Source organism: Vibrio sp. Y176 (genome assembly GCF_033438945.1).
Window position 1 is genome coordinate 464,885 of record NZ_JAWOQS010000002.1, and the last position, 23,505, is coordinate 488,389.

The 23,505-nt window shown below is 44.5% G+C and carries 19 protein-coding genes; 5 read left to right on the top strand and 14 right to left on the bottom strand.

Annotated elements, in window-relative coordinates:
* Window position 1: 1 nt before the first annotated feature.
* Entirely contained in the window at window positions 2-1,189 is a 1,188-nt protein-coding gene (locus R7O13_RS06280) for an aromatic ring-hydroxylating dioxygenase subunit alpha (RefSeq protein ID WP_318303305.1), read from the bottom strand.
* 319 nt (window positions 1,190-1,508) lie between these two features.
* On the opposite strand from R7O13_RS06280, the gene R7O13_RS06285 reads away from it, so the two are divergent.
* Window positions 1,509-3,245, top strand: a complete 1,737-nt coding sequence (locus R7O13_RS06285; protein ID WP_246544130.1) for a BCCT family transporter — start codon at window positions 1,509-1,511, stop codon at window positions 3,243-3,245.
* A gap of 94 nt (window positions 3,246-3,339) precedes the next feature.
* Here the strand turns inward: R7O13_RS06285 and R7O13_RS06290 are convergent, their stop codons facing one another.
* The 6 genes from R7O13_RS06290 to R7O13_RS06315 all read right to left on the bottom strand — a co-directional run bounded on the left by R7O13_RS06290 (window position 3,340) and on the right by R7O13_RS06315 (window position 10,505).
* Window positions 3,340-4,266, bottom strand: coding sequence for a LysR substrate-binding domain-containing protein (locus tag R7O13_RS06290; protein ID WP_318303306.1), 927 nt, complete (start codon window positions 4,264-4,266; stop codon window positions 3,340-3,342).
* A gap of 247 nt (window positions 4,267-4,513) precedes the next feature.
* Window positions 4,514-5,878, bottom strand: coding sequence for a TrkH family potassium uptake protein (locus R7O13_RS06295; RefSeq protein ID WP_318303307.1), 1,365 nt, complete (start codon window positions 5,876-5,878; stop codon window positions 4,514-4,516).
* Window position 5,879: 1 nt separating this feature from the next.
* Complete coding sequence (locus R7O13_RS06300) at window positions 5,880-6,533, bottom strand: potassium channel family protein (RefSeq protein ID WP_005375180.1); 654 nt, start codon at window positions 6,531-6,533, stop codon at window positions 5,880-5,882.
* Window positions 6,534-6,684: 151 nt separating this feature from the next.
* Window positions 6,685-7,383, bottom strand: a complete 699-nt coding sequence (locus tag R7O13_RS06305) for a response regulator transcription factor (protein WP_218765589.1) — start codon at window positions 7,381-7,383, stop codon at window positions 6,685-6,687.
* Window positions 7,380-8,414, bottom strand: coding sequence for a DUF4118 domain-containing protein (locus R7O13_RS06310; protein ID WP_318303309.1), 1,035 nt, complete (start codon window positions 8,412-8,414; stop codon window positions 7,380-7,382). Before R7O13_RS06310 ends, R7O13_RS06305 begins: the two co-directional genes overlap by 4 nt.
* A 237-nt stretch (window positions 8,415-8,651) precedes the next feature.
* Window positions 8,652-10,505, bottom strand: coding sequence for an ABC transporter ATP-binding protein (locus tag R7O13_RS06315; protein ID WP_318303310.1), 1,854 nt, complete (start codon window positions 10,503-10,505; stop codon window positions 8,652-8,654).
* A gap of 145 nt (window positions 10,506-10,650) precedes the next feature.
* Between R7O13_RS06315 and R7O13_RS06320 the strand changes: the two genes are divergently transcribed.
* From R7O13_RS06320 to fhuB, 4 genes are read left to right on the top strand one after another with little or no spacing between them, the layout of a single operon-like run.
* The gene (locus R7O13_RS06320) at window positions 10,651-12,753 is read left to right on the top strand and encodes a TonB-dependent siderophore receptor (RefSeq protein WP_025768541.1); all 2,103 of its coding nucleotides are present in this window, start codon (window positions 10,651-10,653) and stop codon (window positions 12,751-12,753) included.
* A gap of 51 nt (window positions 12,754-12,804) precedes the next feature.
* Complete coding sequence (locus tag R7O13_RS06325; RefSeq protein ID WP_005383893.1) at window positions 12,805-13,590, top strand: ABC transporter ATP-binding protein; 786 nt, start codon at window positions 12,805-12,807, stop codon at window positions 13,588-13,590.
* On the top strand, window positions 13,581-14,510 hold the full coding sequence (locus R7O13_RS06330) for an iron-siderophore ABC transporter substrate-binding protein (protein ID WP_318303313.1): 930 nt from the start codon (window positions 13,581-13,583) through the stop codon (window positions 14,508-14,510). Before R7O13_RS06325 ends, R7O13_RS06330 begins: the two co-directional genes overlap by 10 nt.
* Window positions 14,507-16,474, top strand: coding sequence for a Fe(3+)-hydroxamate ABC transporter permease FhuB (fhuB, locus tag R7O13_RS06335; RefSeq protein ID WP_318077278.1), 1,968 nt, complete (start codon window positions 14,507-14,509; stop codon window positions 16,472-16,474). Before R7O13_RS06330 ends, fhuB begins: the two co-directional genes overlap by 4 nt.
* A 95-nt stretch (window positions 16,475-16,569) precedes the next feature.
* On the opposite strand, the gene R7O13_RS06340 is transcribed toward fhuB, so the two are convergent.
* From R7O13_RS06340 to R7O13_RS06370, 7 genes are all read right to left on the bottom strand, one after another.
* The gene (locus R7O13_RS06340; RefSeq protein WP_005375171.1) at window positions 16,570-17,418 is read right to left on the bottom strand and encodes a mechanosensitive ion channel family protein; all 849 of its coding nucleotides are present in this window, start codon (window positions 17,416-17,418) and stop codon (window positions 16,570-16,572) included.
* Window positions 17,419-17,513: 95 nt separating this feature from the next.
* Window positions 17,514-18,854, bottom strand: a complete 1,341-nt coding sequence (locus R7O13_RS06345) for an HlyD family type I secretion periplasmic adaptor subunit (protein ID WP_005383906.1) — start codon at window positions 18,852-18,854, stop codon at window positions 17,514-17,516.
* Window positions 18,829-20,547, bottom strand: coding sequence for a type I secretion system permease/ATPase (locus R7O13_RS06350; RefSeq protein WP_318303314.1), 1,719 nt, complete (start codon window positions 20,545-20,547; stop codon window positions 18,829-18,831). The genes R7O13_RS06345 and R7O13_RS06350 overlap by 26 nt, the downstream gene beginning before the upstream one ends.
* A gap of 152 nt (window positions 20,548-20,699) precedes the next feature.
* Window positions 20,700-21,290 carry a calcium-binding protein gene (locus tag R7O13_RS06355; protein WP_318303316.1) on the bottom strand — a complete coding sequence of 197 codons (591 nt, stop codon included), beginning with the start codon at window positions 21,288-21,290 and terminating at the stop codon, window positions 20,700-20,702.
* A 206-nt stretch (window positions 21,291-21,496) separates the two neighbouring features.
* Complete coding sequence (locus R7O13_RS06360; RefSeq protein WP_031777174.1) at window positions 21,497-22,153, bottom strand: LuxR C-terminal-related transcriptional regulator; 657 nt, start codon at window positions 22,151-22,153, stop codon at window positions 21,497-21,499.
* 228 nt (window positions 22,154-22,381) lie between these two features.
* Complete coding sequence (locus tag R7O13_RS06365) at window positions 22,382-23,050, bottom strand: LuxR C-terminal-related transcriptional regulator (RefSeq protein ID WP_021707603.1); 669 nt, start codon at window positions 23,048-23,050, stop codon at window positions 22,382-22,384.
* A gap of 246 nt (window positions 23,051-23,296) precedes the next feature.
* Window positions 23,297-23,497, bottom strand: coding sequence for a restriction endonuclease subunit S (locus R7O13_RS06370; RefSeq protein ID WP_005375165.1), 201 nt, complete (start codon window positions 23,495-23,497; stop codon window positions 23,297-23,299).
* Between the last annotated feature and the right edge of the window lie 8 nt (window positions 23,498-23,505).

Below are 23,505 nucleotides of genomic sequence, written 5' to 3' on the forward strand. Positions count from 1 at the left end.
ATTACTGCTCCAGTGCCGCTTTCACTTGCTTTGCCAACCAGGTTTGGAAGAAATGCGTCGGAACATCCATTTCTGGTGAGAACACACCACCACCAAAGCCAGGTGAGTAACGACCTTCCTGCATGCCCTCGACCGCTCCAATATCTTCGCCGAATACGACTCGCCATGACTCAACGGTAGCAGTACGGCACGCAGCGAACTCATCTTTCGTTGCTTCATCACCCACATAGAAAACACGTAGGTGCTCAACACTCTTATTCGCAGTGATTGGTTCAATCATCATCGCAAAGGCATGATCGGCTTGAATACCAAGCAACACGTTTGGAAAGAGTGCAACATATTCTGCATGACGCAGTTTATCTTCTGGCCAGCTTGGAAATTTAGGTAAGTGTGTTCCTGCAGTATCAGAGAGGTTGTATGCGAGACTACCTTGGCCAGAAAAACGCTCTGCAAACATGATGTTGTAGTGATCCTCTAGGCGAGAATAACTGTTCAAACTCGGATGCACCCAAGGTAAGTGGTAAGCTTCACAGTAGTTTTCTACGGCAAGCTTCCAGTTACTTTTCACTTCTATCTCTAAGTTGCCACCCATGTTCACGCGGCGAAGAAGCCCTAATCCTTCTTCACCTAAGAATTGCTGCCAACGTTGCTCTAGCGGCGCGATATGGTCTTCCAAGCTTTCTGCATTGCCCGATAAGTTGACGAATACCATGTCCATCCAAACGGCTGAACGAAGTGGCTTAAGGCCGTGCTTTTCACACTTAAATCGATCATCTTTGTGTTTTGCGATACCACCAATGTGTGGTGTGCCTTTTAGATTGCCGTCAAGATCGTACGTCCATGAATGGTAAGGACAGCGAATCATTCCTTGAACTTCGCCTGCCTCATGAACCAGCTTCATACCACGATGACTACATACGTTGTGGAAAACTTGGACTTCACCTTGGCGATTTCTCATCATGAGTAGTGGAAGATTCATGAAATCAAGTGGCATCACATAACCATTTTTAAGCAGGTCTGATGCAAAACCAATGCATACCCAAGTGTTACCAAACACCTGATCACGCTCAAAAGTAAAATACTCTTCGCTGGTGTAGGCCTGATTCGGCATTCCTGTTGCTTCACTGATTGGGTTCAGTACATTATCAACAAGTTCAACAGGAATAATGGTTTGGTTGACATTACTCATATTCTTATCTCCGAGAGTCGAGTTGCATCCAGTGCGTACAACATCGTGTTGTGTTAGTGGAGATGATTTTGATTAACAACCCGGCAACAAACAAACGACTTTTTCGCCGGGCTTGGATGAGTTTTTGTCATTCATGCATTGATCTCGAACAAAAAAATAACCTTTTAATTAACAATGATCTTCTTGTCATGATTAATACTCATTAACCGATGAGTATTAATCAGTTGAAACACAAAAGCCCTCTCTCTACTCTCTTTCAAAAATTAACAATAACGCAACAAACAATAACGCTAAAACAAACGCACTGTGAGGGATGCCTATGAGAGCAACATCTGGGATATTGAAAGGACTCAATCCGACTGTGACTATCGCATCAAAGATCGTCGTTATCGGTTTTGTACTTTTCTGCGCCATTCTCGCCAACCAAGCGGGCCAATACTTCGAAACGATTTCCGGCATTTTGCTGCAGAATATGAAGTGGTTTTACATCGGACTTGTTTCACTCGTTGTCGGTTTTCTTCTTTACCTTATGGTTAGTCGATATGGGCATATTCGTTTGAGTAAAGATGACGAAAAACCAGAGTTTAGTTATTTGTCTTGGGTATCCATGCTTTTTTCCGGAGGCATGGGGATAGGCTTGATTTTCTGGTCGGTCGCCGAACCGATGTGGCATTACGCTGACAACCCATTTACTCAAGGCCTGACCAATGAAGCCGCAACAACATCAATGAAACTGACATTCTTTCACTGGGGCCTACATCCTTGGTCTGTCTTTATCATTGTGGCACTCGCATTAGCTTACTTTTCCTACCGTAAAGATCTGCCTTTTACCCTACGCTCTATCTTGTACCCTTTGATTGGTGATCGTATTTATGGGCCTATCGGACACACGGTTGATATCCTAACAGTCGCGGTGACCGCTTTCGGTATATCTCAAACCTTGGGGATGGGAGTTATCCAAATAAACTCTGGTTTGAATCAAGCCTTTGGTCTAGATATTAGTTTGGGGATTCAACTCTTTATTATCGTTTCCCTTTGTACTTGTGCGGTTGCGTCGGTGCTATCTGGTGTAGGAAAAGGTATTCGCCGTTTATCAGAATGGAACATGCTGCTCTCACTCGCACTCGTGCTAGTCGTACTTTACATTGGCCCAACTCGCTATATCTTAAATACGCTACTCGAAAGTACGGGGCTTTATGCACAAAACATTGTCGGTATGAGCTTATGGAGCGATGCACAGAATGACTCTGGCTGGCAAAACTGGTGGACGGCTTATTACTGGCCTTGGTGGATGACTTGGGCACCTTTCGTTGGCATGTTTGTGGCTCGTATCTCTAAAGGACGCACAATACGTGAACTTATCGGCGGTGCTCTCATCGTACCCACGCTGATCACGTTTTTATGGATTTCAGTATTTGGTGGTGCAGCGTTGAAGGTAGAGCAAGACGCTCGTGTTGCTCATCAAGAGCAAGTCACTGCGGCACAAGAAGCCAAACAAACACCACCTGCGGATTTCTCTGGCGGCCCGATTCTTGAAGCGACTAAAGCTGATACGACACGCGCTTTGTTTACGCTATTCGACAATCTAGATACAGGTATGTTTGGTAAACTCCTTAGCGTGCTTGCGTGTCTATTGCTCGGTACTTATTTCATTACCTCCGCAGACTCGGGTACCTTGGTTCTATGTACCCTCGATGCCGCTGGGCACAGTGAGCCTCCTACCTCTATACGCGTATTGTGGGGGATCATGATCGCAGCCATTGCGGGAGTACTTCTATACGCAGGAGGGTTAAAAGCAATGCAAACGGCCTCCATTATTGCCGGTTTCCCTATCGCCATTTTTATCGCGGTGATGAGCTTAACGCTGTTCCATAGTATTCGACGCGAACCTAAGCCATGGGCAATGCTGCCTGAGCATGTTCACCCAGAGCAAGAGAAACTTGATGGTCCTGTTGAACCGCTTGTTGAAAGCAAAGCTGTGGCTTCCGAGCCTATCGCTTCAAGATCCTCACAAAAAAGTGATTCCACACTCAATCAAGGACCAGTACTAAGTTAGTGCGTCGTTTCATCCAATCAATTAAAACAAAGCGGGAACTGGTACTCCCGCTTTTTAACATGACCAAACTCTGTTATTTTCTCTGCTTATTGATTTAGGCTAAACCTCGATCACCCACCTCATCTGGCAACTGTTGCAAAAGCCACTCTCTAAAACGCTTGACGCTTGCTGGGATTAAACCTTTATTTTTAGGTTCAAGCATAGAGAAATTGGAAGGTGTTGAAAGCACGTGTTCGACTGGCCTAACTAAAGCACCGCTTTGTAAATAGTCGTCCACTAATGATCCCCAGGCTAACGCGATTCCCTGACCATTAATTGCCGCTTGTAACAGCATTGGATAGTTATTGATGTTCATGCGATTACGAGGCGAAATATTTGGCAATCCTACACTCGCAAACCACTGCTCCCAATTCACCCAATCTCTTTGAGACTCCTCCAGATAGAGTAACGTTTTATTGAAGATTTCTTCTGGCTCACTAGGCTGGCCGATTTTCTCTAAATAAAGCGGGCTACACACAGGGAATACTTCTTCTGAAAATAGCGTTGTCACATCCATTTCCGCAGGTGGAGTGCGACAATAAAACAAGGCGAGATCGCAATCTAATCGGCGTAAGTCCAACACATTATCTGAGGCCAATATTCTTATATCGATGTCATCATGTTCATTTTGAAATTGAGCAACCTTAGGCAACAACCACAAGGCTGCCATTGCATTTGTCGTCGCAACCGTGATCTTTTGTTCGCCCTGCCACTTCTTCACTTCACCCGTGATTTGAGCAATATCGAGCAAAGATTGGCTGACAGCTTGATAATATTGAAGACCTGTAGGCGTTAAATTAATGCTTCGATTGGCTCGCGTGAACATAGCCTTGCCTAAGTATTCTTCTAATTGTCTAATTTGGCGACTGATAGCACCTTGGGTCACGTTTAGCTCGTCAGCGGCTAACGTAAAACTCAAGTGCCGCGCCGACGCTTCAAACGCAACGAGGCTATTTAAAGGTGGGAGGGGTTTGATTTTCATGTATCTTCCAGTAAGGCAGTATTGTAATTATTTTTATTCCCGGCAATCTTATGTTGCACGTGGATAATGCCATTCTGGACAACACCTCAAAAACGACAATTTATAAATGATAAAAAATAGAGATGAATCATAAATTGTTGTGAGAGAGACTGCCGTATACAGTTTCGTGGCTACAACGAGCACAAAAAGAGGAGCAGTTACTCCTCTTTTGTCTAGCCTTTTGCTCACTTTGTACGAGTTAGCCCATTTACCCTATTGCCAGTTTAGTACTCGCGTAACGCGCTTTTTTCTTTCTTGGACTGGCTAAGAAGTACGCTAATGTAAGAGGCCCTAATCGTCCCATAAACATCATGAAGATGATCACTAACTCACCCGGTTCGGACAAACTGCCCGTTAAGCCTCGCGATAACCCAACCGTACCCAGTGCCGAGACCGCTTCGAACATAATGTCTAACATAGACGCTTTCTCTGTCAGTAACAGCGTGAATATGGCAAACCAAGTCACCCCCACCGAGATCAGAGTCAGCGCCAATGCCTTGCTGATGGTCTCTTTGGGAATCTCGCGTTGAAAGGCATAGGTTGCTTCATCGCGACGCAAATAGCTGTAAGTCGCCAAGACTAACACTATAAATGTCACAACTTTAATGCCACTTGCCGTACTCAATGATCCACCGCCGATAAACATCAACACCAGAATGATCGCCGTTGTGGCATCTTCCAACTGATCGATAGCTAAAGTGTTGAACCCTGCCGTTCTTGGCGTCACCGCTTGAAACCACGATGCCCACCATTTCCCTGCTTCGCTCAACGGGGCAAGCGTGTTGGGGTTGTCATATTCAATCAGATAAATCGCGATAAGTGCCACCACGTTAATGATCATCGTGCCTAAGATCATCATTCGACTGTAAACGGTGAGTCGATGCCAACGGCGATTGCGTTTTAAGTCAATCCAAACCGAGAAGCCTAAACCACCAATAATGAACAAACTGGTAATGGTGAAGTTAACGACCGGGTCGTCCACGTAAGGCATTAAGCTATCGGCACTCAACGCAAAACCTGCATTGTTAAACGCACTGATGGTGTAGAAGAAACCATGGAACAAACTGGTTTCCCAGCCCAGCTCTTCACTCCAATAAACGCTCAAAATAGTGAAACCAATAATTTCAACGAGCAGAGCGAACATCAATACAGATTTAGCAGTGGCAATGAGTGTCGATGAATCAGTCTGGTTGAACGCCTCTCTCGCGACGGCTCGCTCCAAAAAGCCAATTTTTCCGCCCAGAGCTAGCAAGGTCACGATGGCAAACGTCATCAAACCTAAACCACCACATTGAATCAGGAAAGCAATAACCACTTGCCCAAAAGGCGTAAACGCCGTGCCCGTGTCCACCACAACTAATCCCGTCACCGTAATGGCCGATGTCGCAGTAAACAGGCTTTGAATCCAAGTGATGGGCTCTGTGGTGGCAATCGGCAGTTTGAGTAAGGCCGTGCCGAGCATGATCAAGCACGCAAAGCTGAGGCTAAGTATTAATGGCGGTGCGCCCAACAGTTTTTTGCCCGCTTTGGGTTTTCGCTCGATTGGGATAATAGAGGGATGCCACAAAACCATGTTACACCAACCTTGGAGCGACGTATTTCAGCTCAGCGCGACTACCGCAAAGCAGCAGCGTGTCGAACTCATTAAGCACAAACTCATCATTGATATTGGTGTAGACGGCTTCTTCGCGCTTCACCAAGATAGGCTGAATGTTGTAACTGCCTCGGCTGATCAACTTAGAAAGCGGCGTATCGTGCAGATTGGATTTAACGTGGATTTCCACCACATACAAACCATGACCCATTTCCAAATAGTTGTTCACCATCGGATAGTTGAGTGCCTGCGCGACTCTTACGCCCATCTCCTCTTCCGGATGAATAATGCGTTGTACACCAAGCTTAGACACGATGGTGTGGTGTGCTTTGGTGCTAGCTTTGACCCAAATAGATTTCACACCCAGATTTTTCAGCGCCAGCGTACACAACAAACTGGCTTGCATGTCTTCGCCAATCGCCACCAACACCACATCACTGTTCGCTAACGCTAACTCTCTGAGTGCACCTTCGTCTGTTGCGTCACATATGACCGCTTGCGTTAACTCTTCGACGTATTTTTCGACGATTTTCGGGTCGCTATCCACCCCCGTTACGGTGTGTCCAAGATGAATAAGTTCTAAGCTGGCGGCAACGCCAAATCGCCCTAGACCAATTACTGTAAAGTGAGCCATATCAATACCTAACTGTGTTTTATGTATAGAAAATGCTAATGCGTTAAGAGTTAGACTGATTTTCCGTCACGGAAAATAGGCAACACGAATCCTGTTCGAGTGCCGATAACCAGCACTAAACCTTGGCATTAACGTTGATTAAATTTGGAATTTAGTGGTGCTTGGACGCCTCTAGCACTAAACGATAACCCAGCCCCGGCTCGGTTTTTAATAGCCGCTGTTCGTCAGCACTATCGTTCAGTTTTTTGCGTAGTTGACTCACTAACACGCGTAAGTAGTGAGTATCTTCGACATGACTTTTTCCCCAAATCACCGCTAGCAAATGAGTTTGCTCAATGAGTTTTCCCGGCTTGAGAATCAACTGTTCAATGAAAGAAAACTCTTTCTTGGTGAGTGGAATTTCCCTCTGATCCAACCAAAATTGGTGAGTACTTTTGATGATTTTGACTCGGCCAGCCACCAGCTCATCAGCGACGGTTTGCTCATCCACCAAATCTCGAACCAGCACTTTGATACGCGCGATGAGCTCTTTTACGCCAAAAGGCTTGCTCAAGTAATCATTCGCGCCCGCTTCTAAAAGGCGGATTTTTTCCTCTTCTTGATCGCGAGCTGTCAGCACTAGCACTGGCGTTTTATAGGTCTGACGAAGCGTAGTGAGAAACTCCGTCCCATCGCCGTCGGGCAAGCCTAAATCTAGCAGAATTACGTGCGGCGAATACGCTTCGAAACACGCTTTGGCTTCTGCAATGGTACTCGCGCCAATGTAATCAAACCCTTCAGCAGACAGCGAAATTCGAATAAAGGTATGAATGCGAGGCTCATCGTCCACGACTAAAACTTTGTAACTCACGCCTGCTCTGCTCCTTGATTGAGTGGAAGTCGAATGTGGATCAGCGTCCCTTCTGATACTGGCATAGATTGAATATATCCTTGGTGTGCGGTGATGATGCCTTTGGCAACCGCGAGTCCCATTCCGGTGCCTGAATCGGCCGATTTGTTGTTCGCGCCGGAATAGAAAAGGCTGAATATTTTTTCCGCATCTTCAGCTTTGATGCCAATCCCCATGTCCCGAACATCAATCACGCACGACGAACCCTGCTTAGAAAGTGAAACCTCAACAGATTCATTCTCTGGTGAAAATCGCATGGCATTATCCAACACATTAAAAATAGCTTGTTCGATGAGCGAACGACTTACTGATAAATAACCAACGGAATCATCCATATTCATGGACACTTTCTCGGTGTAATTCGGCAAACGAGAAACCGCATCCCGCACAATATCTGCAATCAGCTCATCTTTTTTGGTAATTTTTAATGTGCCGTGCTGGAGCTTAGTCGCCTGTAAAAGGTTCTCTATATATTGATGCAAGCGGTGGCTTTCTGAAGTCGCACTGTCGAGCAATTCTTTGCGCTCTAAGTCATTGAGCTTGGGCATGTACTCGTTGAGTGTGGTCAATGTTCCAATAATGGTTGCCAGCGGCGTGCGTAGGTCATGGGACACCGATAGCAGGATGCTGTTTTGCAGCTTGGTTTGTTTTAACTCTCCCTGCTGGCGACGATAAAGATCCGCAAAGGTGCTGGTGATAAATGCCACCACCATAAACACGACTAAATTAAAAATGTCTTCCGGACGAAACATCTGCAAAGAATAACGAGGCGTCGTGAAAAAGAAGTTGAAGCTCAACGCTTCGATCACCGCCGCCGCATAAGCAAATCGCGAGTTGCATTGAAACGCCACTACCACGACTGCTAACTGCAAAATCAGCAAGACGGCGGCTGTAGAGCCAAACAGTTGGTCTAACAGCCATGAGACGACAACCGCGCCAACAATCACGGTAGTAGAAAAGAGAAAGGTGTTATCTCGCCATTGAACAAACATAAAATACATCAACCAAAATTCGATGTAGAAAACTTTAGCAAAAGCCCATTCGGAGTTCGCGTAAAAAAAGCGTAAAAAATTCAATAACGACAGTGAGTTATAAACACAATCATCATTAAGTTGGCCTAACTTAATGAATAATCACAAGTTAACGTTGCCCATTAACGCCTACTTACTCGGTATAAACGACAGACACAAAAAAGAGGAGCATTTGCTCCTCTTTCGTGTAGCGTCATATTAGATGACTTGCAGTTGAGCATCACCTTGCTCAGACAAAAAACCGCCGGTTTGATGCTTCCACAACTGAGCGTAAACACCACCCAATTGCAGCAGCTCGTAATGCGATCCTTGTTCAATGATTTTGCCGTCATCCATTACAATCAAACGATCCATCGCGGCAATCGTTGATAAACGGTGAGCAATCGCAATCACTGTTTTTCCTTCCATCAGAACTTCAAGGTTTTCTTGAATTGCCGATTCTACTTCTGAATCAAGTGCAGACGTTGCTTCATCCATGATCAAAATTGGCGCGTTTTTCAGCAGAACGCGAGCAATCGCCACACGTTGACGCTGACCACCAGACAGCTTCACACCGCGTTCACCCACTTCAACGTCATAGCCAATGTTACCTTGCTCGTCTCGTAGAGATTGAATGAAATCATGAGCATGTGCTTTCTCAGCAGCTGCGATAACGGCATCCATTGAAGCATCTGGATCACCGTAAAGAATGTTCTCTTTAATTGAACGATGCAGCAAAGAGGTGTCTTGCGTGATCATACCGATGTGTTGGCGAAGCGACTCTTGTTCGACTTGAGAAATGTCCTGTCCATCAATACAAATCTTACCGGTATTTACGTCGTAAAAACGCAGCAACAAGTTGACCAACGTGGATTTACCTGCCCCAGAACGACCGACAATGCCGACTTTTTCGCCCGGTTTGATAGTCAGGTTCAAGTTCTCAAATACCGCCTTCTCGTCACTGTAGTTAAAACCTACGTGATCAAAGCAGATCTCACCTTGGGAGATTTGCAAAGGCTTAGCATTTGGTACGTCTTTCACTTCAACATCGTTTGAAATCGTATTAATACCGTCTACTACTGTACCGATGTTTTCAAACAGTGCGCTAACTTCCCACATGATCCACTTCGACATACCTTGTACGCGCAATGCAATACTGATGGCAATCGCAATAGCACCAATTGTTACAGCGTGATCTAGCCATAGATAAACCGAAATGGCACTAATAGACATCAGCAGCAAATAGTTGATGGCATCCACACTAAATAGTAAACAAGTCACCATGCGCATTTGGCGGTAAACCGTCACCAAAAATTGCTTCATGCTGCTTTCTGCGTATTCCAACTCTCGTTGCGAGTGCGCGAATAGCTTTACGGTAGATATGTTGGTGTAAGAATCGACAATGCGCCCAGTCATTACAGAACGAGCATCCGCTTGCTCTGTCGCTACTTGTTTCATTTTAGGGATAAAGTAGAACTGGATAACCGCGTACATTCCTATCCAAATCACAATAGGTAGCATTAGCAAACCATCGGCTTCGCCCATCATCCAAAGCATCGAAAGAAAATAAACGCTGATATAAACCAGTACATCCACCAGCTTCATGACCGTTTCTCGTACCGCTAACGCACTTTGCATCACTTTGGTCGCAACTCGGCCTGCAAAGTCACGCTGGAAAAATCCAACCGCTTGTTTTAGCAAGTAACGGTGAATCAACCAACGGATAGACATCGGGTAGTTACCCAATAACGTTTGGTGCATCACCATTGAGTGGACAAAACCGAGAGCTGGCATCACAACCGCCACTAAGAACAGCATCATTAGCATGCGATCACCCTGGTCTTGCCAGAATGTTGCGCGATCTTGATTAGAGAGAATATCGACGAGCTCGCCCATATAACGCAACAGCGTCACCTCAGTAATAGCAATAAGCGCACTGAACACAGCCATAACGAGTAAAGGGGCTTCAAAGCCACGAGTGTAAAAACGACAAAAGCCAAATAGCGTCTTCGGTGGCTTTTCGGTTTCCATCTGGGGAAAGGGTTGGGTCAGCTTTTCAAACCAATTGAACATAACAATGACTTTAGGTACCGCGAATGAATTTGCGAACGTTTTACTATCTTTTGATACAAAAGTCAGTAAAATACCGAAACAAAAGCTCAAATGATAATAATTACAATTAAGCTTAGCGTTAATCATAATTATCGGGAATAGATTTATGCAAAAGAATAACTCACTGACCATCGCTATCCGCAACGCGTTGGTTTGTGCTTTAGCACCTACAGCAGTGGTTGCATTCACAGCACAAGCTCAAGAAGACGTCGTACAAGATGACGTGATTGCCATGGAGACCATAACGGTCACCGCGCAAGCACTTAAAGTAGAAACCCCGGCAGCAGAAACGCCGCGCAGCGTATCTATCATTTCTGAAGATGAACTTCGTGTTCGTGCACCGAAAAAGCTAGATGAAGCATTACGCTACACGTCTGGTGTAACCGCTCAGCCTTATGGCGCAGACAACGACACTGATTGGTTCAAAGTTCGTGGATTTGATGCAGCGACTTACCTAAACGGCAACCGCCTATTCCGCGATGGTTACTACACATGGTTGGTCGAACCGTACGGCCTAGAAAGTGTAGAAGTCGTTAAAGGTCCATCGGCTATTCTGTTTGGTGAATCGGCACCAGGCGGTATCGTGAATGCTGTTCAGAAAAAACCAACGTTTACGCCTCAAGGCGAAGTAAAAGTCGAAGTTGGCAACAACCAACACCAATCCGTAGGTTTTGACATTGCTGACGAAGCAAACGACGCAGGCACTGTGCGCTATCGTTTGGTTGGCTTGATGACAAGCCAAGATGGTGAACTGGACGGCACAAACAACGAGCGTTTCTACCTAGCGCCAAGTGTCGAGTTCGACATTTCTGACCGTACAATGCTGACCGTTTTGGCAACTTACCTTCATGATGACGGTGTACCAACTAACCCATTCTTCCCAGCTGCAGGTACTCTGATTGGTTCTAACTTTGGCAAAATCGATCCTTCGACTAACCTTGGTCAGCCAAACTACGATAAATACGAACGCACGCAGTTTTCTCTAGGTTACTTACTAGAGCACGACATCAATGACACGTGGTCACTCTCGCAAAACCTCAACTACGGTTCGAATGAGTTGTACTTGCGCAGCTCTTACGCGTTCTCAAACAACGATCCAGCGAAAGAAGAGTTAACGCAAGGCATCGTATTCCGTGACGGAAAAAACCAGAGCATCACGTTCGATAACAATGCTGTCGGCAACTGGATGACAGACAACGCAGAGCACACAGTGCTTATCGGTATGGATCTGCAATTCCACAAAACCGATGGCGACGAGCAGGACAACTACGCATTTGGCACCATCAATCCGTGGAACCCAGTTTACGGCAACTTCACCCCTCTTGATCCTGCTAACAACGTGAAACGTGAGATTGAGAAGTCTCAAGCAAGTCTTTATTCACAATACCAATTGAAACTGCATGAACAGTGGATTGGTAACATCGGTGCTCGTTACGACTGGGTGAAAACAGAAAACTCTGGCAAAGGCGCTACCGTTGATCAAAGTGAATCTCGTGATGATGGTCAGCTCTCTCTAAGTGCGGGTGTGATGTACCTTGCAAACAATGGCCTGTCACCTTACGCAAACTACTCTCAGTCGTTTGAAGTGATCAGCACTATTGATGCGGCAACCAATGAACTTTACAAACCACTGGAAGGCGAGCAAGTAGAAGTGGGTGTAAAGTATGAGCCAAGCTTTATGGATGGCTTTATCAACCTTGCGTGGTTCGACATCACGCAAAAGAATGCATTGGTCACTAACCCATCAACATGGATTGCGACACAAACAGGTGAAGTGACATCTCAAGGTATTGAGCTAGAAAGCACGGCGCAGCTAACCGACGATCTAAAACTGATGGCAAGCTACACCTACACTAAAGCGAAAACAGATGAGAGCTTTGGCCAAGGTAAAAAACAAGCCGCACTTATTCCTGAGCACCAAGCTTCTGCATGGGTAGACTACAGCGCCTACAGCCTGATTCCAGGCCTCAATATCGGTACTGGTGTGCGCTACGTAGGTGAGTCAAAAGATAACCCTAAGAGCTCGAACCTAACGGTTCCTTCTGTCACTCTTTGGGATGCGTCAGTCACTTACGACATCACTTCACAGTGGCAAGCACAGCTAAACGTGAACAACATCCTAGATAAAGAGTTTGTTTCAGGTTGCGATTACTGGTGTTACTACGGCCAGTCTCGCTCTGTTATGCTAAACGCAAACTACCGCTGGTAATTGTACTTCTACTCCCCTCTATTGAGGGGAGTTTTCTCCTAAGAGCCATCCATGTTTCAACTGTCTAATATTGAGATCGTACGAGGTGGACGTCAGATCCTCGGCATCGAACAACTTAACATCCCAACAAATGAGCTAACGGTCGTTTTAGGCCATAACGGTTCAGGTAAGTCGACACTGGTGAACCTGCTTTCTGGTCAAATGCCACCAGATAAAGGCACGGTAACACTAAACGATACTTCCCTTTCATCACTCAAAACCAAAGAGTTGGCAAAACAGATCGCCTATTTGCCACAAAAGCTGCCCTCTTCGGCTGGTTTAACGGTAGAAGAGCTAGTGCGCTTAGGTCGCTTTCCGTGGCGTGGGGCACTTGGTCGTTGGAAAACCGAAGACAAACAGATCATCACGCAGGCTATGGAACGAACAGGAGTTACACCTTTTGCTCAAGCTTTGGCGGATGACTTATCGGGCGGCGAACGCCAACGTGCTTGGGTGTCTATGCTACTGGCTCAACAATCGCCAATTTTAATTCTCGATGAGCCAACCTCGGCGCTCGATGTTCACCATCAGTTTCAACTAATGGCGCTGCTGGCAGAACTGAATCGAACCGAAAATGTAGGCATTATCGTGATCCTGCACGATCTGAACTTAGCACTGCGCTACGCCACCCACATTGTTGCGCTCAAAAAAGGTAAAATTGCCTTCGAAGGCAACGCCGACATGTTGTTAGACGAGGCACGCCTTTCTAAACTATATGAGTCACCAATTAAGCTGATTGAGCACCCAAGCCCGGCTAACACATTAGCGAGCCAAAAGGTGGCTGTTGTATGCGCATAATAGCTCGTTTACTTACTGTGGTTACACAATCTGCTTTTCTCCTCGCATTTTTTATGACCAATGCACATGCAGTCATCACCGTTACCGATGAATATGGTGAGCATAGTTTTGAGCAAGCGCCTCAACGCGTTGTTGCCTTAAACTGGGACATCTTAGAACAAGTTTTGGCGCTAAGCGTAGAACCAATCGCAGCCCCAAATTTACCAGGCTACCGCCAATGGGTCGTCAATCCAACCGCACCAGAGTCAATTGAAGATATTGGGACCCGAGCAGAACCCAACTTAGAAAAAATAGCCAGTTTGAAACCAGATGTCATCCTTGCTGCGTCTCCACAGCAAGACTTGATTCCGTTACTCAAACAAATTGCTCCGGTAATCTATTTACCTAATTTTTCTGAAAATGAGGCCGCAGCTGAAACGGCCATTCGTCACTTTCGTACGCTCGGCAAGCTATTCAATAAAGAGGCACTTGCTGAACAGAAATTGGCAGAATTAGATGCTTCATTTACGCAGATGCGCCAGCGAATTCGCCACTATTACTCTGCTCCACTCAGCGTTCTTGTGATGCGATTTTCAACTCCGAATACTGTATTACTTGCAACCGAAAACTCCACCACTGACTACGTGGTTAGAAAACTGGGATTACAGGCTCCAATTAAAGAGGACCCACGTGCGTGGGGAGTAAAGCAAGATCGAATCAATCGGCTTCAGAGCCTTCAAAACAGCTACGTTCTCTACGTACAACCTTTCCCAGAAGAACGAAAACTGAAAGAGTCGCCACTTTGGCAAGCGATGCCGTTTGTGAAAAAGCAACGGGTAAATTCAGTCAGAGCAGTGTGGGCGTATGGCGGTGCCATGTCTTTGCAATACACCGCTGAAGCGATTACCGACAGTCTAATAGAGTTGGCACCAGAACAATGAGAACGAAACATTATATTGGTTATCTGGCGCTGATTACGTTACTTAGCGTCTTTAGCCTACAAATTGATACTAATTTATCACTTTTCGAACAATGGCAATTATTAACAAAACCAGAGGTAGCAACCGAGTTTCGTGATGTATTCTTTACGCAAGCGCAGCTTCCTAGGTTAAGTATGACCCTGCTTGTTGGTGCCATGCTTGGTCTCACCGGCAGCTTAATGCAGCAATTAACGCAGAATAACCTCACCTCGCCGTTGACTCTTGGCACCTCTTCTGGTGCTTGGCTTGCATTAGTCGTGGTAAACATTTGGTTTGTTGATTGGGTAGCCGACTACTCTGCATTAGCCGCAATGGTGGGGGCTTTAGTGGCGTTTGGCCTGATCGTATCAATTGCCGGTGTGCGTAATATGACAGGTTTGCCGTTGGTCGTTTCGGGGATGGTGATCAATATCTTGCTCGGTTCTATCGCCACAGCCATTATTATTTTAAACGCCCAGTTCGCACAGAATATTTTTATGTGGGGAGCAGGAGACCTCTCTCAATACAGCTGGGATTGGTTTGAGTGGTTATTACCTCGCTGCGCTATCGCAATCGTAATTTTGATCGTCGCACCACGTATTCTGACCTTAATGAAACTGGGACAAGAAGGCGCAGCAGCCCGAGGCTTAGCGGTATTACCCGCGTTTGGTGCATTAATGGTGATGGGTATTTGGCTGGTATCTGCCTCAATCACCGCAGTTGGTATTATCAGCTTCATCGGATTACTGACACCCAATATTGCCAGAGCGATGGGGGCAAGAACACCGCGCGACGAATTGATCAGCAGCATGCTTTTGGGCGCAATGCTACTAATCATCACAGACTCTGCCGCTATCTCGCTGAGCTTATGGTTAGAGGAAACCATTCCTAGCGGCGTAGCGGCTGCAGCTATTGGCGCTCCCGCTTTAATTTGGTTTACTCGTAAAAAGCTGACGGCAACCGATCAACTTAACCTTTCAATGAGCCAAGGAAAAACGGCGCTTTCTAAACGCGCGGTATGCAGCATTGCGCTATTCAGTATGGTTGGGATTCTAGCTTACTCATTCGTTACCCATGGTATAAACGGAATTCAATGGTCTGTGCCAGGTGAGTTCCAATGGCAATTGCGTTGGCCGCGAATGTTAACCGCACTTTCTGTCGGTATTGCGCTATCCGTTGCCGGAATCATTTTGCAACGCATAGTTTACAACCCTCTGGCAAGTCCCGATATTCTCGGTGTGTCTTCCGGAGCCACGTTTGCCATTATTACGACAGGAGTCATCGCTGGGTCGCTTCTCTCCGCATTTAGCTGGGGTATCGCTTTTTTCGGAAGTATGTCCGTATTGATGTTATTGCTGATTATCGGTAAACGAAGCCATTTTAATCCATCTAACTTCGTGTTGTCCGGCATCGCACTAACGGCACTACTAGAAGCTCTTGTTCAATTTTCGCTAGCTCAAGGTTCTGGTGACAGTTACAAAATTTTATTGTGGTTAACTGGTTCAATTTATCGAGTCACAGCCCACACCGCACTGATGCTATGTTTGGCCATAATAGTTCTGCTTGCCGCTGTATTCTCGATTTCTCGTTGGCTAACACTAATTTCCATCGGGCGACAATTCTCAAATGCACGAGGGCTTAACCCTACTGTAGCCAATACGCTTATGCTCACCATCGTTGCTTTGTTATGCGCCTTTTCTACCGCTACAGTTGGTCCAATATCTTTTGTTGGCTTGGTCGCTCCCCATATGGCGATGATGTTAGGAGCAAGAAAAGTGAAAGAGCAACTGTGTGTCGGTGCCTTAATTGGCGCAACCCTAATGTTGTGGGCAGATTGGCTAGGACAAATCGCTATTTATCCAAGTCAGGTCGCAGCTGGCACGTTGGTCGCTATTATAGGCAGCACTTACTTCCTATTTTTAATGCTGAAGAGTAAATTCAGCTAAGTTGGGAATATTGTGACTGCCTAAAAATACGCTAAGAAACACAAACCCCGCGATTTTGATAGCGGGGTTTGAAATTAAAGGCGAAGTACGATGCTCTATTCTTCTCGCACTACAGGAAAACGCTGCTCATAAAGTTCCATAAAGTCCTTACGAATTAAGTGCTCTAAGTGGTTCGCTTTATCGGTTGGGCAGAAAATCATCACGTGCAGAATTTGTTCACCATTAATGTTGCTAGAAATATGCATATGTGGCTCAGAACCAGGAAGGTCAACACCGGCATGTTTTTCAATCATCGCATTGTAACGATGTGCAACATCAGCAAAGTAACTGCAATGTTCTTCAATTTTATCAGTTAAAATCGGTAACAGTGGATACAAATTGACGAAGTCTTTCACCACTACAGAAAAGTTGTGGTAAACGTACCGCTTCATGAAGTTGAGGTTCTTTACTGGATAGGTAAAGAACATACTATTAGGCAATGTCGCTGTTTTGCCGGTGTAATGATATTGCCCATGATGCAGGTCGATCTCTTGAATCACCGTCGCCATCATATTGTGCTCAATCACTTCACCGCATAACTTCCCGACCTCAATCCAGTCCCCAACGCGAAAAGAACGTGAACTTGCTCTTTGAATCGAACCCGTAAAACACAAAATGATTTCTTTGGATGCCACTACAATGGCAACGGCAATCGCCGTTACACTCAGAGCAAACTCGTTAATTTCTGATTGCCATAAAATAAATAAAATCAGTAATGTAACAGCAAAGGTGCCATTTTTAGTTCTGGACATCCAACTACGCTGATCTTCTGAGAGAAAAGCGTGATCACCACGAATCATCGATAAAATTGCACGACGAATTAACCACATAATCGCAAAGATCAGTGCGGTAAAAATCAATTTATGAGTGAGAAGAAAATCGACAACTAACTGCACTTTCTCCATTCCACGGCTCCCTCGAATAAAAATACGGCCCAGTAACAGTTAACGATAACAAATTATTTTGTCTGTTGTCCGTGCTCACTCAAGTCTTTTTGAAATTACTCCTCTCTAAAGGCGCGATTCATGCTTTCTGTAATTGGCTTTATTAGGTAGCTCAATGGCGTTCGTGGCTCAGATAAAATCAGCACTTCGGCATTCATGCCGGAGGTTAAACGATGTTTTGTCACGTCTTCCGGTGAAATTGCAATTCTAGCGAGATAAAAATCTTCTTGGTTTTCTTGCGAGAGCTTATCGGCAGAAATCGTCAACACTGTACCGTCTAAAGGTGCCAACGTCCGTGCATTCAGAGCGGTCAGACGAACATGCGCTTGCTGGCCTGGATTCACTAAATCAATATCCTGAGGATTAACACGAGCCTCGACTAACAACTTATCGTCTTGCGGAACCAATTCTAGTAACGTTTCACCCGAGCCAATCACACCTTTTTCGGTAAACACCTGCATGTTGACTACGCGACCAGAAATAGGTGCGTTGATCGTTGTTCTTGCAACAATATCTTGAGCGGAGCGATATTCTTCCCGAATTGCGACAATTTCCGTTTTGGTGTTTCGTAGTTCCTCGACAATCTCATTCAGCCTTTCAAGCTTCAACTCTTCAATTTGCGCTAGGTTCTCATCCAACCTTTTTCTAACGGTGAGCGATTGCCTGTCTAACTGGCTTAAGGTACTTCTCACCTCCGCTGCTAAGCGCTTGAGTTGAAGTAAAGTAGATTTTCCCGAGAAACCTTTTTGCACCAAGGCTTGGTTGCTGTCTATTTCTTCTGCAATAAAGTTGAGCCGTTCCGTCTCAATCACTTTGGTTTGCTGAAGGTTTTCAAGCTCTAAATTTGCTCCAGAAATACTCTGCTCAATGATACTCAGTTTACTGTCAAAGAATCGCTTTCTCGCTTCAAAGATCTTGTTTTGAACCAGTTGTGCTTCTTGTACGATATCGACACGGGGAATGCTTTCAAGATCATCAGACCATACAATCGTTGGAAGCTCGTCAAGCTCCGCACTTAAACGGTTTTCCTTTGCTAGAGTATGGATAAAACGACCACTTAACGAGTCCAACTTAGCCATAGCTTGACGCTTAGAAAGTTGAATTAATAACTGACCTTTTTCGACTAAATCCCCCTCCTGTACATATAGCTTTTCAATAATACCGCCTTCTAAATGCTGAATTTCTTGTCGCTTAGTGAGAACTGACAAATCACCATAAGCAATCGCTGCACTTTCTAATTTGGCTGTTGCAGCCCAGTAGCCAAGACCTCCAAGAAAAACACTTAAGGTCACCACACCAAGTAAAATTGGTTTTCGAAAGCTTAGTCTCGCTTTGGGGCTAAAACGATATACGATCTCGGTAGAACTCTGATTAACGGTTGGCAGTTGATTGCTCATTTCTTACCCTTGGGATATCTGTTCTTTCTTCGCCCATCAAACGTTTTAATACTTCATCTTTAGCGCCGTATAACTTGACTCGGCCGTCAGCCAAATACAACAGCCTATCCATTTGTCGTAACGTACTCGGATTGTGGGCAATGACGATAATCGTTGTACTCTGTGCTTTTAAATGGGCAATCAAACGTTGATACGCAGCCTCTCCCTCACCATCGAGGTTGGCATTCGCTTCATCGAAAATCACAATAGATGGGTCGCCATAAACGGCTCTTGCAAGAGCGATTCTCTGCCTTTCCCCCCCAGATAAACCGCGGCCATTTTCACCAATAATGCAATCATAGCCTTTGTTTTTCTTGAGTATTAATTCATGACATCCTGCTAGTTGCGCCGCCTTGATAACTTTAACCGGGTCTTCTTCTTTAAAGCGCGCGATGTTCTCTCGAATTGTGCCAGGAAATAACTCCACCTCTTGAGCGAGATACCCAAAATGCACGCCGCGATCTTCAGATGCCCATACGGAGACTTCCATTCCATCAAGAGTCACTTTACCCGCTAATGGCTTAACCGTACCTAATAACAGCCGAGCAAACGTCGATTTACCCGTACCAGAAGGGCCAATCACCCCAACAGCAACACCCGGAGGAATCGATAAGCTGATCGATGAGAGCACTGGTTCGGTTGCTCCAGGATGGCGATAGGCTAGTCCGGTAAGCTCATAGTGTCCTTTTGGTTTAGGCAGTGGCATATCTGATTCATCTTGGCGCACGATCGCATCGATTTCTTTCAACCTTTTATAGGCGCCTTTAGCAGACATCGCACTTCGCCACGTGCCTATCGCCTGCTCCATCGGCGATAATGCCCGACTCATTAATATGGAGCTCGCGATCATCGCCCCTGCCGTTATCTCATGTTGGATTACTAACCATGCACCACCTCCCAGTAAAAATATCTGTAGTGATCCACGCACAAACTTAGAAAAGTTAGCCATGTAGATAGACTTACCTGCAACTCGCTCTTCAAGCACATTAACTTCACTCACGCGCGACTGCCACTTCTCTAAAAATGCATTCATCATCCCCATTGCGAGAATTGAATTGGAGTTTTGCGTGGCTAATTCAGCGTTGTTGATATGAGAAATCGCTCTGACTTCGCTCTCTTGCATTGCTTTACGCGTCATTAGCTCATTAAGTAGACCTAGGCTAAACAATACGATAGATCCAAGTAACGCGATGTGACCTAATATCGGGTGCAATAAATACACAAATAAAATAAACAGCGGTGTCCAGGGCGCATCCAACAGTGGGTAAGGTGCTTGACTGCTCAAAAAGCTTTTGATGTTCTGAATGTCTCTCAGAGTTTGCGAGGTATAACTCTTCCCGGTATGTGATTGATATTGAATCGTGCGCTTGAGCATGAAAGCGGAGAGTTTTGTGTCCATCCAATAACCAAAAGATTTACTCATTTGTGCTCGTGCAATGTCGATGATGGACATGGTTAACAACGCGACAATTACGATGACAGTGAGCAAGAATAAAGTATCGGTTGAGTAGGAAGATATCACTCGGTTGTACACTTGAAGCATGTACAACGGAATCGAGAGAACCAATAAGTTGATAAAAAGGCTAAAAACGATCAGCAAGCCCGCAAGCGTGCATAGTTTTTGTTTCACTTCTTTGAAAACCGTTTTTTGCACGACTACTTCCGTTTAACGTGAAAATTGTAGGCGCCAGAAATACTAGCGCCTAGCTTAAGGTAACCTCAAATCGCTCTAGAGTGTCCGATTAGTGCACCTCAGCATGGCAGAGCCACGCAAACTAATTCCCATCCAGAGTTATTTTCAGTCGTTTAGATTACGAACAGATCTGCACCATAGGTGTTGATGTCAGTTTCAGTCACGCCAATAAGTTTCACTGTTAGATCAGCCCCATCGGTAAACACTGCATTCCCAATTGCATCGTAGCTAAAGCTTAAATCACCAAAGTCAGTGACAGAGTCGCTAATGATGTGCAAAGAGTCTTCACCAATGGTGAAATCAACAACTTTGGCTTCGCCATGGCCACCAAACTTATCCGTGAACACAAACTTATCGCCATTGCTGCCGCCAACTAAAACGTTGTCACCAGAACCAGCAACAAGAATATCTTCACCGACACCACCATTTAATTTATTGTCACCCAACAAACCCAACAGCAAGTCATTACCGGTACCACCGCCGAGGTAGTCGTTTCCTGTACCAGCCCTAAGGATGTCATCTCCAGCACCACCAGTCAGGCGATCGTCGCCGTCGCCGCCGATCACATAATCATTACCGCCACCGCCAACAAACGAGTCATTACCACCAAAACCGATAAACAAATCATCGCCGCCATCGAAATCAGCAAATTGGTTATTTACACCTGCATCGCCTAAATACGTGTCATTGTCACTTGCGCTCATTTTTATTCCCTCTTAGCTTATTAATTGAATAGACCTTCTGTTCCACGTCTGACTAGATTCGTCACGACATGAGAAGTCTAATAGTCAACTGAATAGGAATAAGTTTGAATATGGGATGATATTTCAGACTGACATTTTAATAATAAATATAAAATTTAGTACTTTATAGAGTATTTTCTTTTTATTACAGCAAGTTAATACTAGTACTACAGGTTTCTCTTAGCCCAACTTGTAGCTTGCGTACGGTTCTTTACTTCTAACTTTCTAAAAATATTGTATAGATGTGATTTAATAGTATGCTCGCTGATAAATAAAGAATCAGCGATTTCCATATTTGAACCACCTTCTTTCAACATTTTTAAAACCTGAACTTCACGCCGAGTAAGCTCAACCTCAATAGCAGGTTCGATAATGCTATTTACTTCTCTGCCTCGATAATAATTTACTAGCTGATCAAGTAATCTTCGAGACAGCCAATTATCCCCTTTTATTATTGCTTTTAATCCCTGACAAACCTTGTCCATTGAATCTCCTGGACCAAATATACCTTTTACATGAGGCCAAGAAGCGAGTTCTTCTGTGTCTAAGTCATAACCTAGATTAAGCATTATGGTTCCTAGCACTTTATTACTATCTTTTAAATAAACTAAAGTTTCGGAAGGAATCTCAACTGAAAAATCAACAAGCAAAAAGTAGCGTTCCGGAATGAGTTCATGATAACTAGGGTTTTTAGTATCAATGATCGTTATTTTAGTTTCTGTATTTTTAGAAAGCATTTCCTTAAAGTTTTCACTCTGTAAACTTTGTTGAGTGAGCATTAGGATTTCAGGCTTTTCCATATACTGTTCCATAATGTTTCTCATACTTTCAGTGACTTAACATTCTTAAATTAGTAGTTAATCGTCAGCACTTAGTTTGATATGTAAGTGCTAGTTCACAGAGTAAAGTTATTTGCTACTTTTTTAAATTCTAAAGTTATTAAAAAGAGAATCAAAAAAAGTGTTTCTCATAAAAGAAACACTTTTAACACATTCAGGTCACAGAAATTATTAAGAGTTTACTAAATTAGGTAACCTAATATTGCAATAGCATTACACCGTTAACGAGTTGTCTGAAATATTTTCCTTTGCCCAAATAAGTGCTTGAACTCTATTTTTCACATCAATCTTCTTGAAAATATTATGTAAATGCGTTTTTACCGTATTCTCGCTGACAAATAATTGTTCGGCGATTTGTTGATTGGACGCCCCCATGGAAAGAAAGGTAATTATTTGTTGCTCTCGTTTGGTCAGAATAGCGGAAACATTCTTATTTATAGGTTTGCAATGTCGACGAAGGTAAGTAATGTACTGCTGAGAAAACTTACGGCTGAACCACATATCTCCTTGAAGCACCTTACCAATACCAACTTGCAACGTTTTTATATCATCAGAGGTATAGAAAATACCGGCCAAAGTACGCCAAGCAAAGAGATCTTCTGTCGATATGGATTGCTCACAATTAATTAAGATTTCAAGCGTGTCTTTCTGCTTGGCCGCTTTAAACTCCGCATAACGGCGAAAAATTTCATCCGTGATCACGCTGCAATCAACAATAATGGCTGATGCAAGAGATTCATGTAACACTCCGTGAATCAGATTATCTGGCGTGATTAGAGCAACACTAATACCGAGTTTGGTCTCCAATACATCTTTCAACAGAGATGACTGTAGACTTCCCTCCGTGATTAAAATAACGTTTCTTTTTTTTTGCTGCTCCATCCTGATCGCATTCCCTTGGTCGTTTTTATTGAAATACGCAATAGATTTAGATAGAGCGGTAGTATTGTCAAGTATGAAAATCACTAGTACTAATTAATAACTCATTGAAGTGTCAATAATTTTTAAGTGGCAAGTATATGAGAGGTATTAGCATTTTTCAGACATTAAAAAAGGGAGTATAAACTCCCTTTTTGTGTTTGAGCAGGTGATTTAATCACGCACGTTAGAGGCAAAACACCACCTAACTTAGTGGATTGGAACTGCGTTTTTTTGGTTAAACTTACCAAAGTGTTGTTCTAACACTTCTGGCGTCAGCTTACCTTCCGCTTCCAGCTTTTTCAGCTCAGCGACGATCGCTTTTTGCTCTTCTAGCGACGGCAGTTTTACTTCTGGCTCCTGAGCGGTTTCTTGAGAAATTTGCTCTAGTTCTTTTTCGAAGTCATTCATAGTACTTA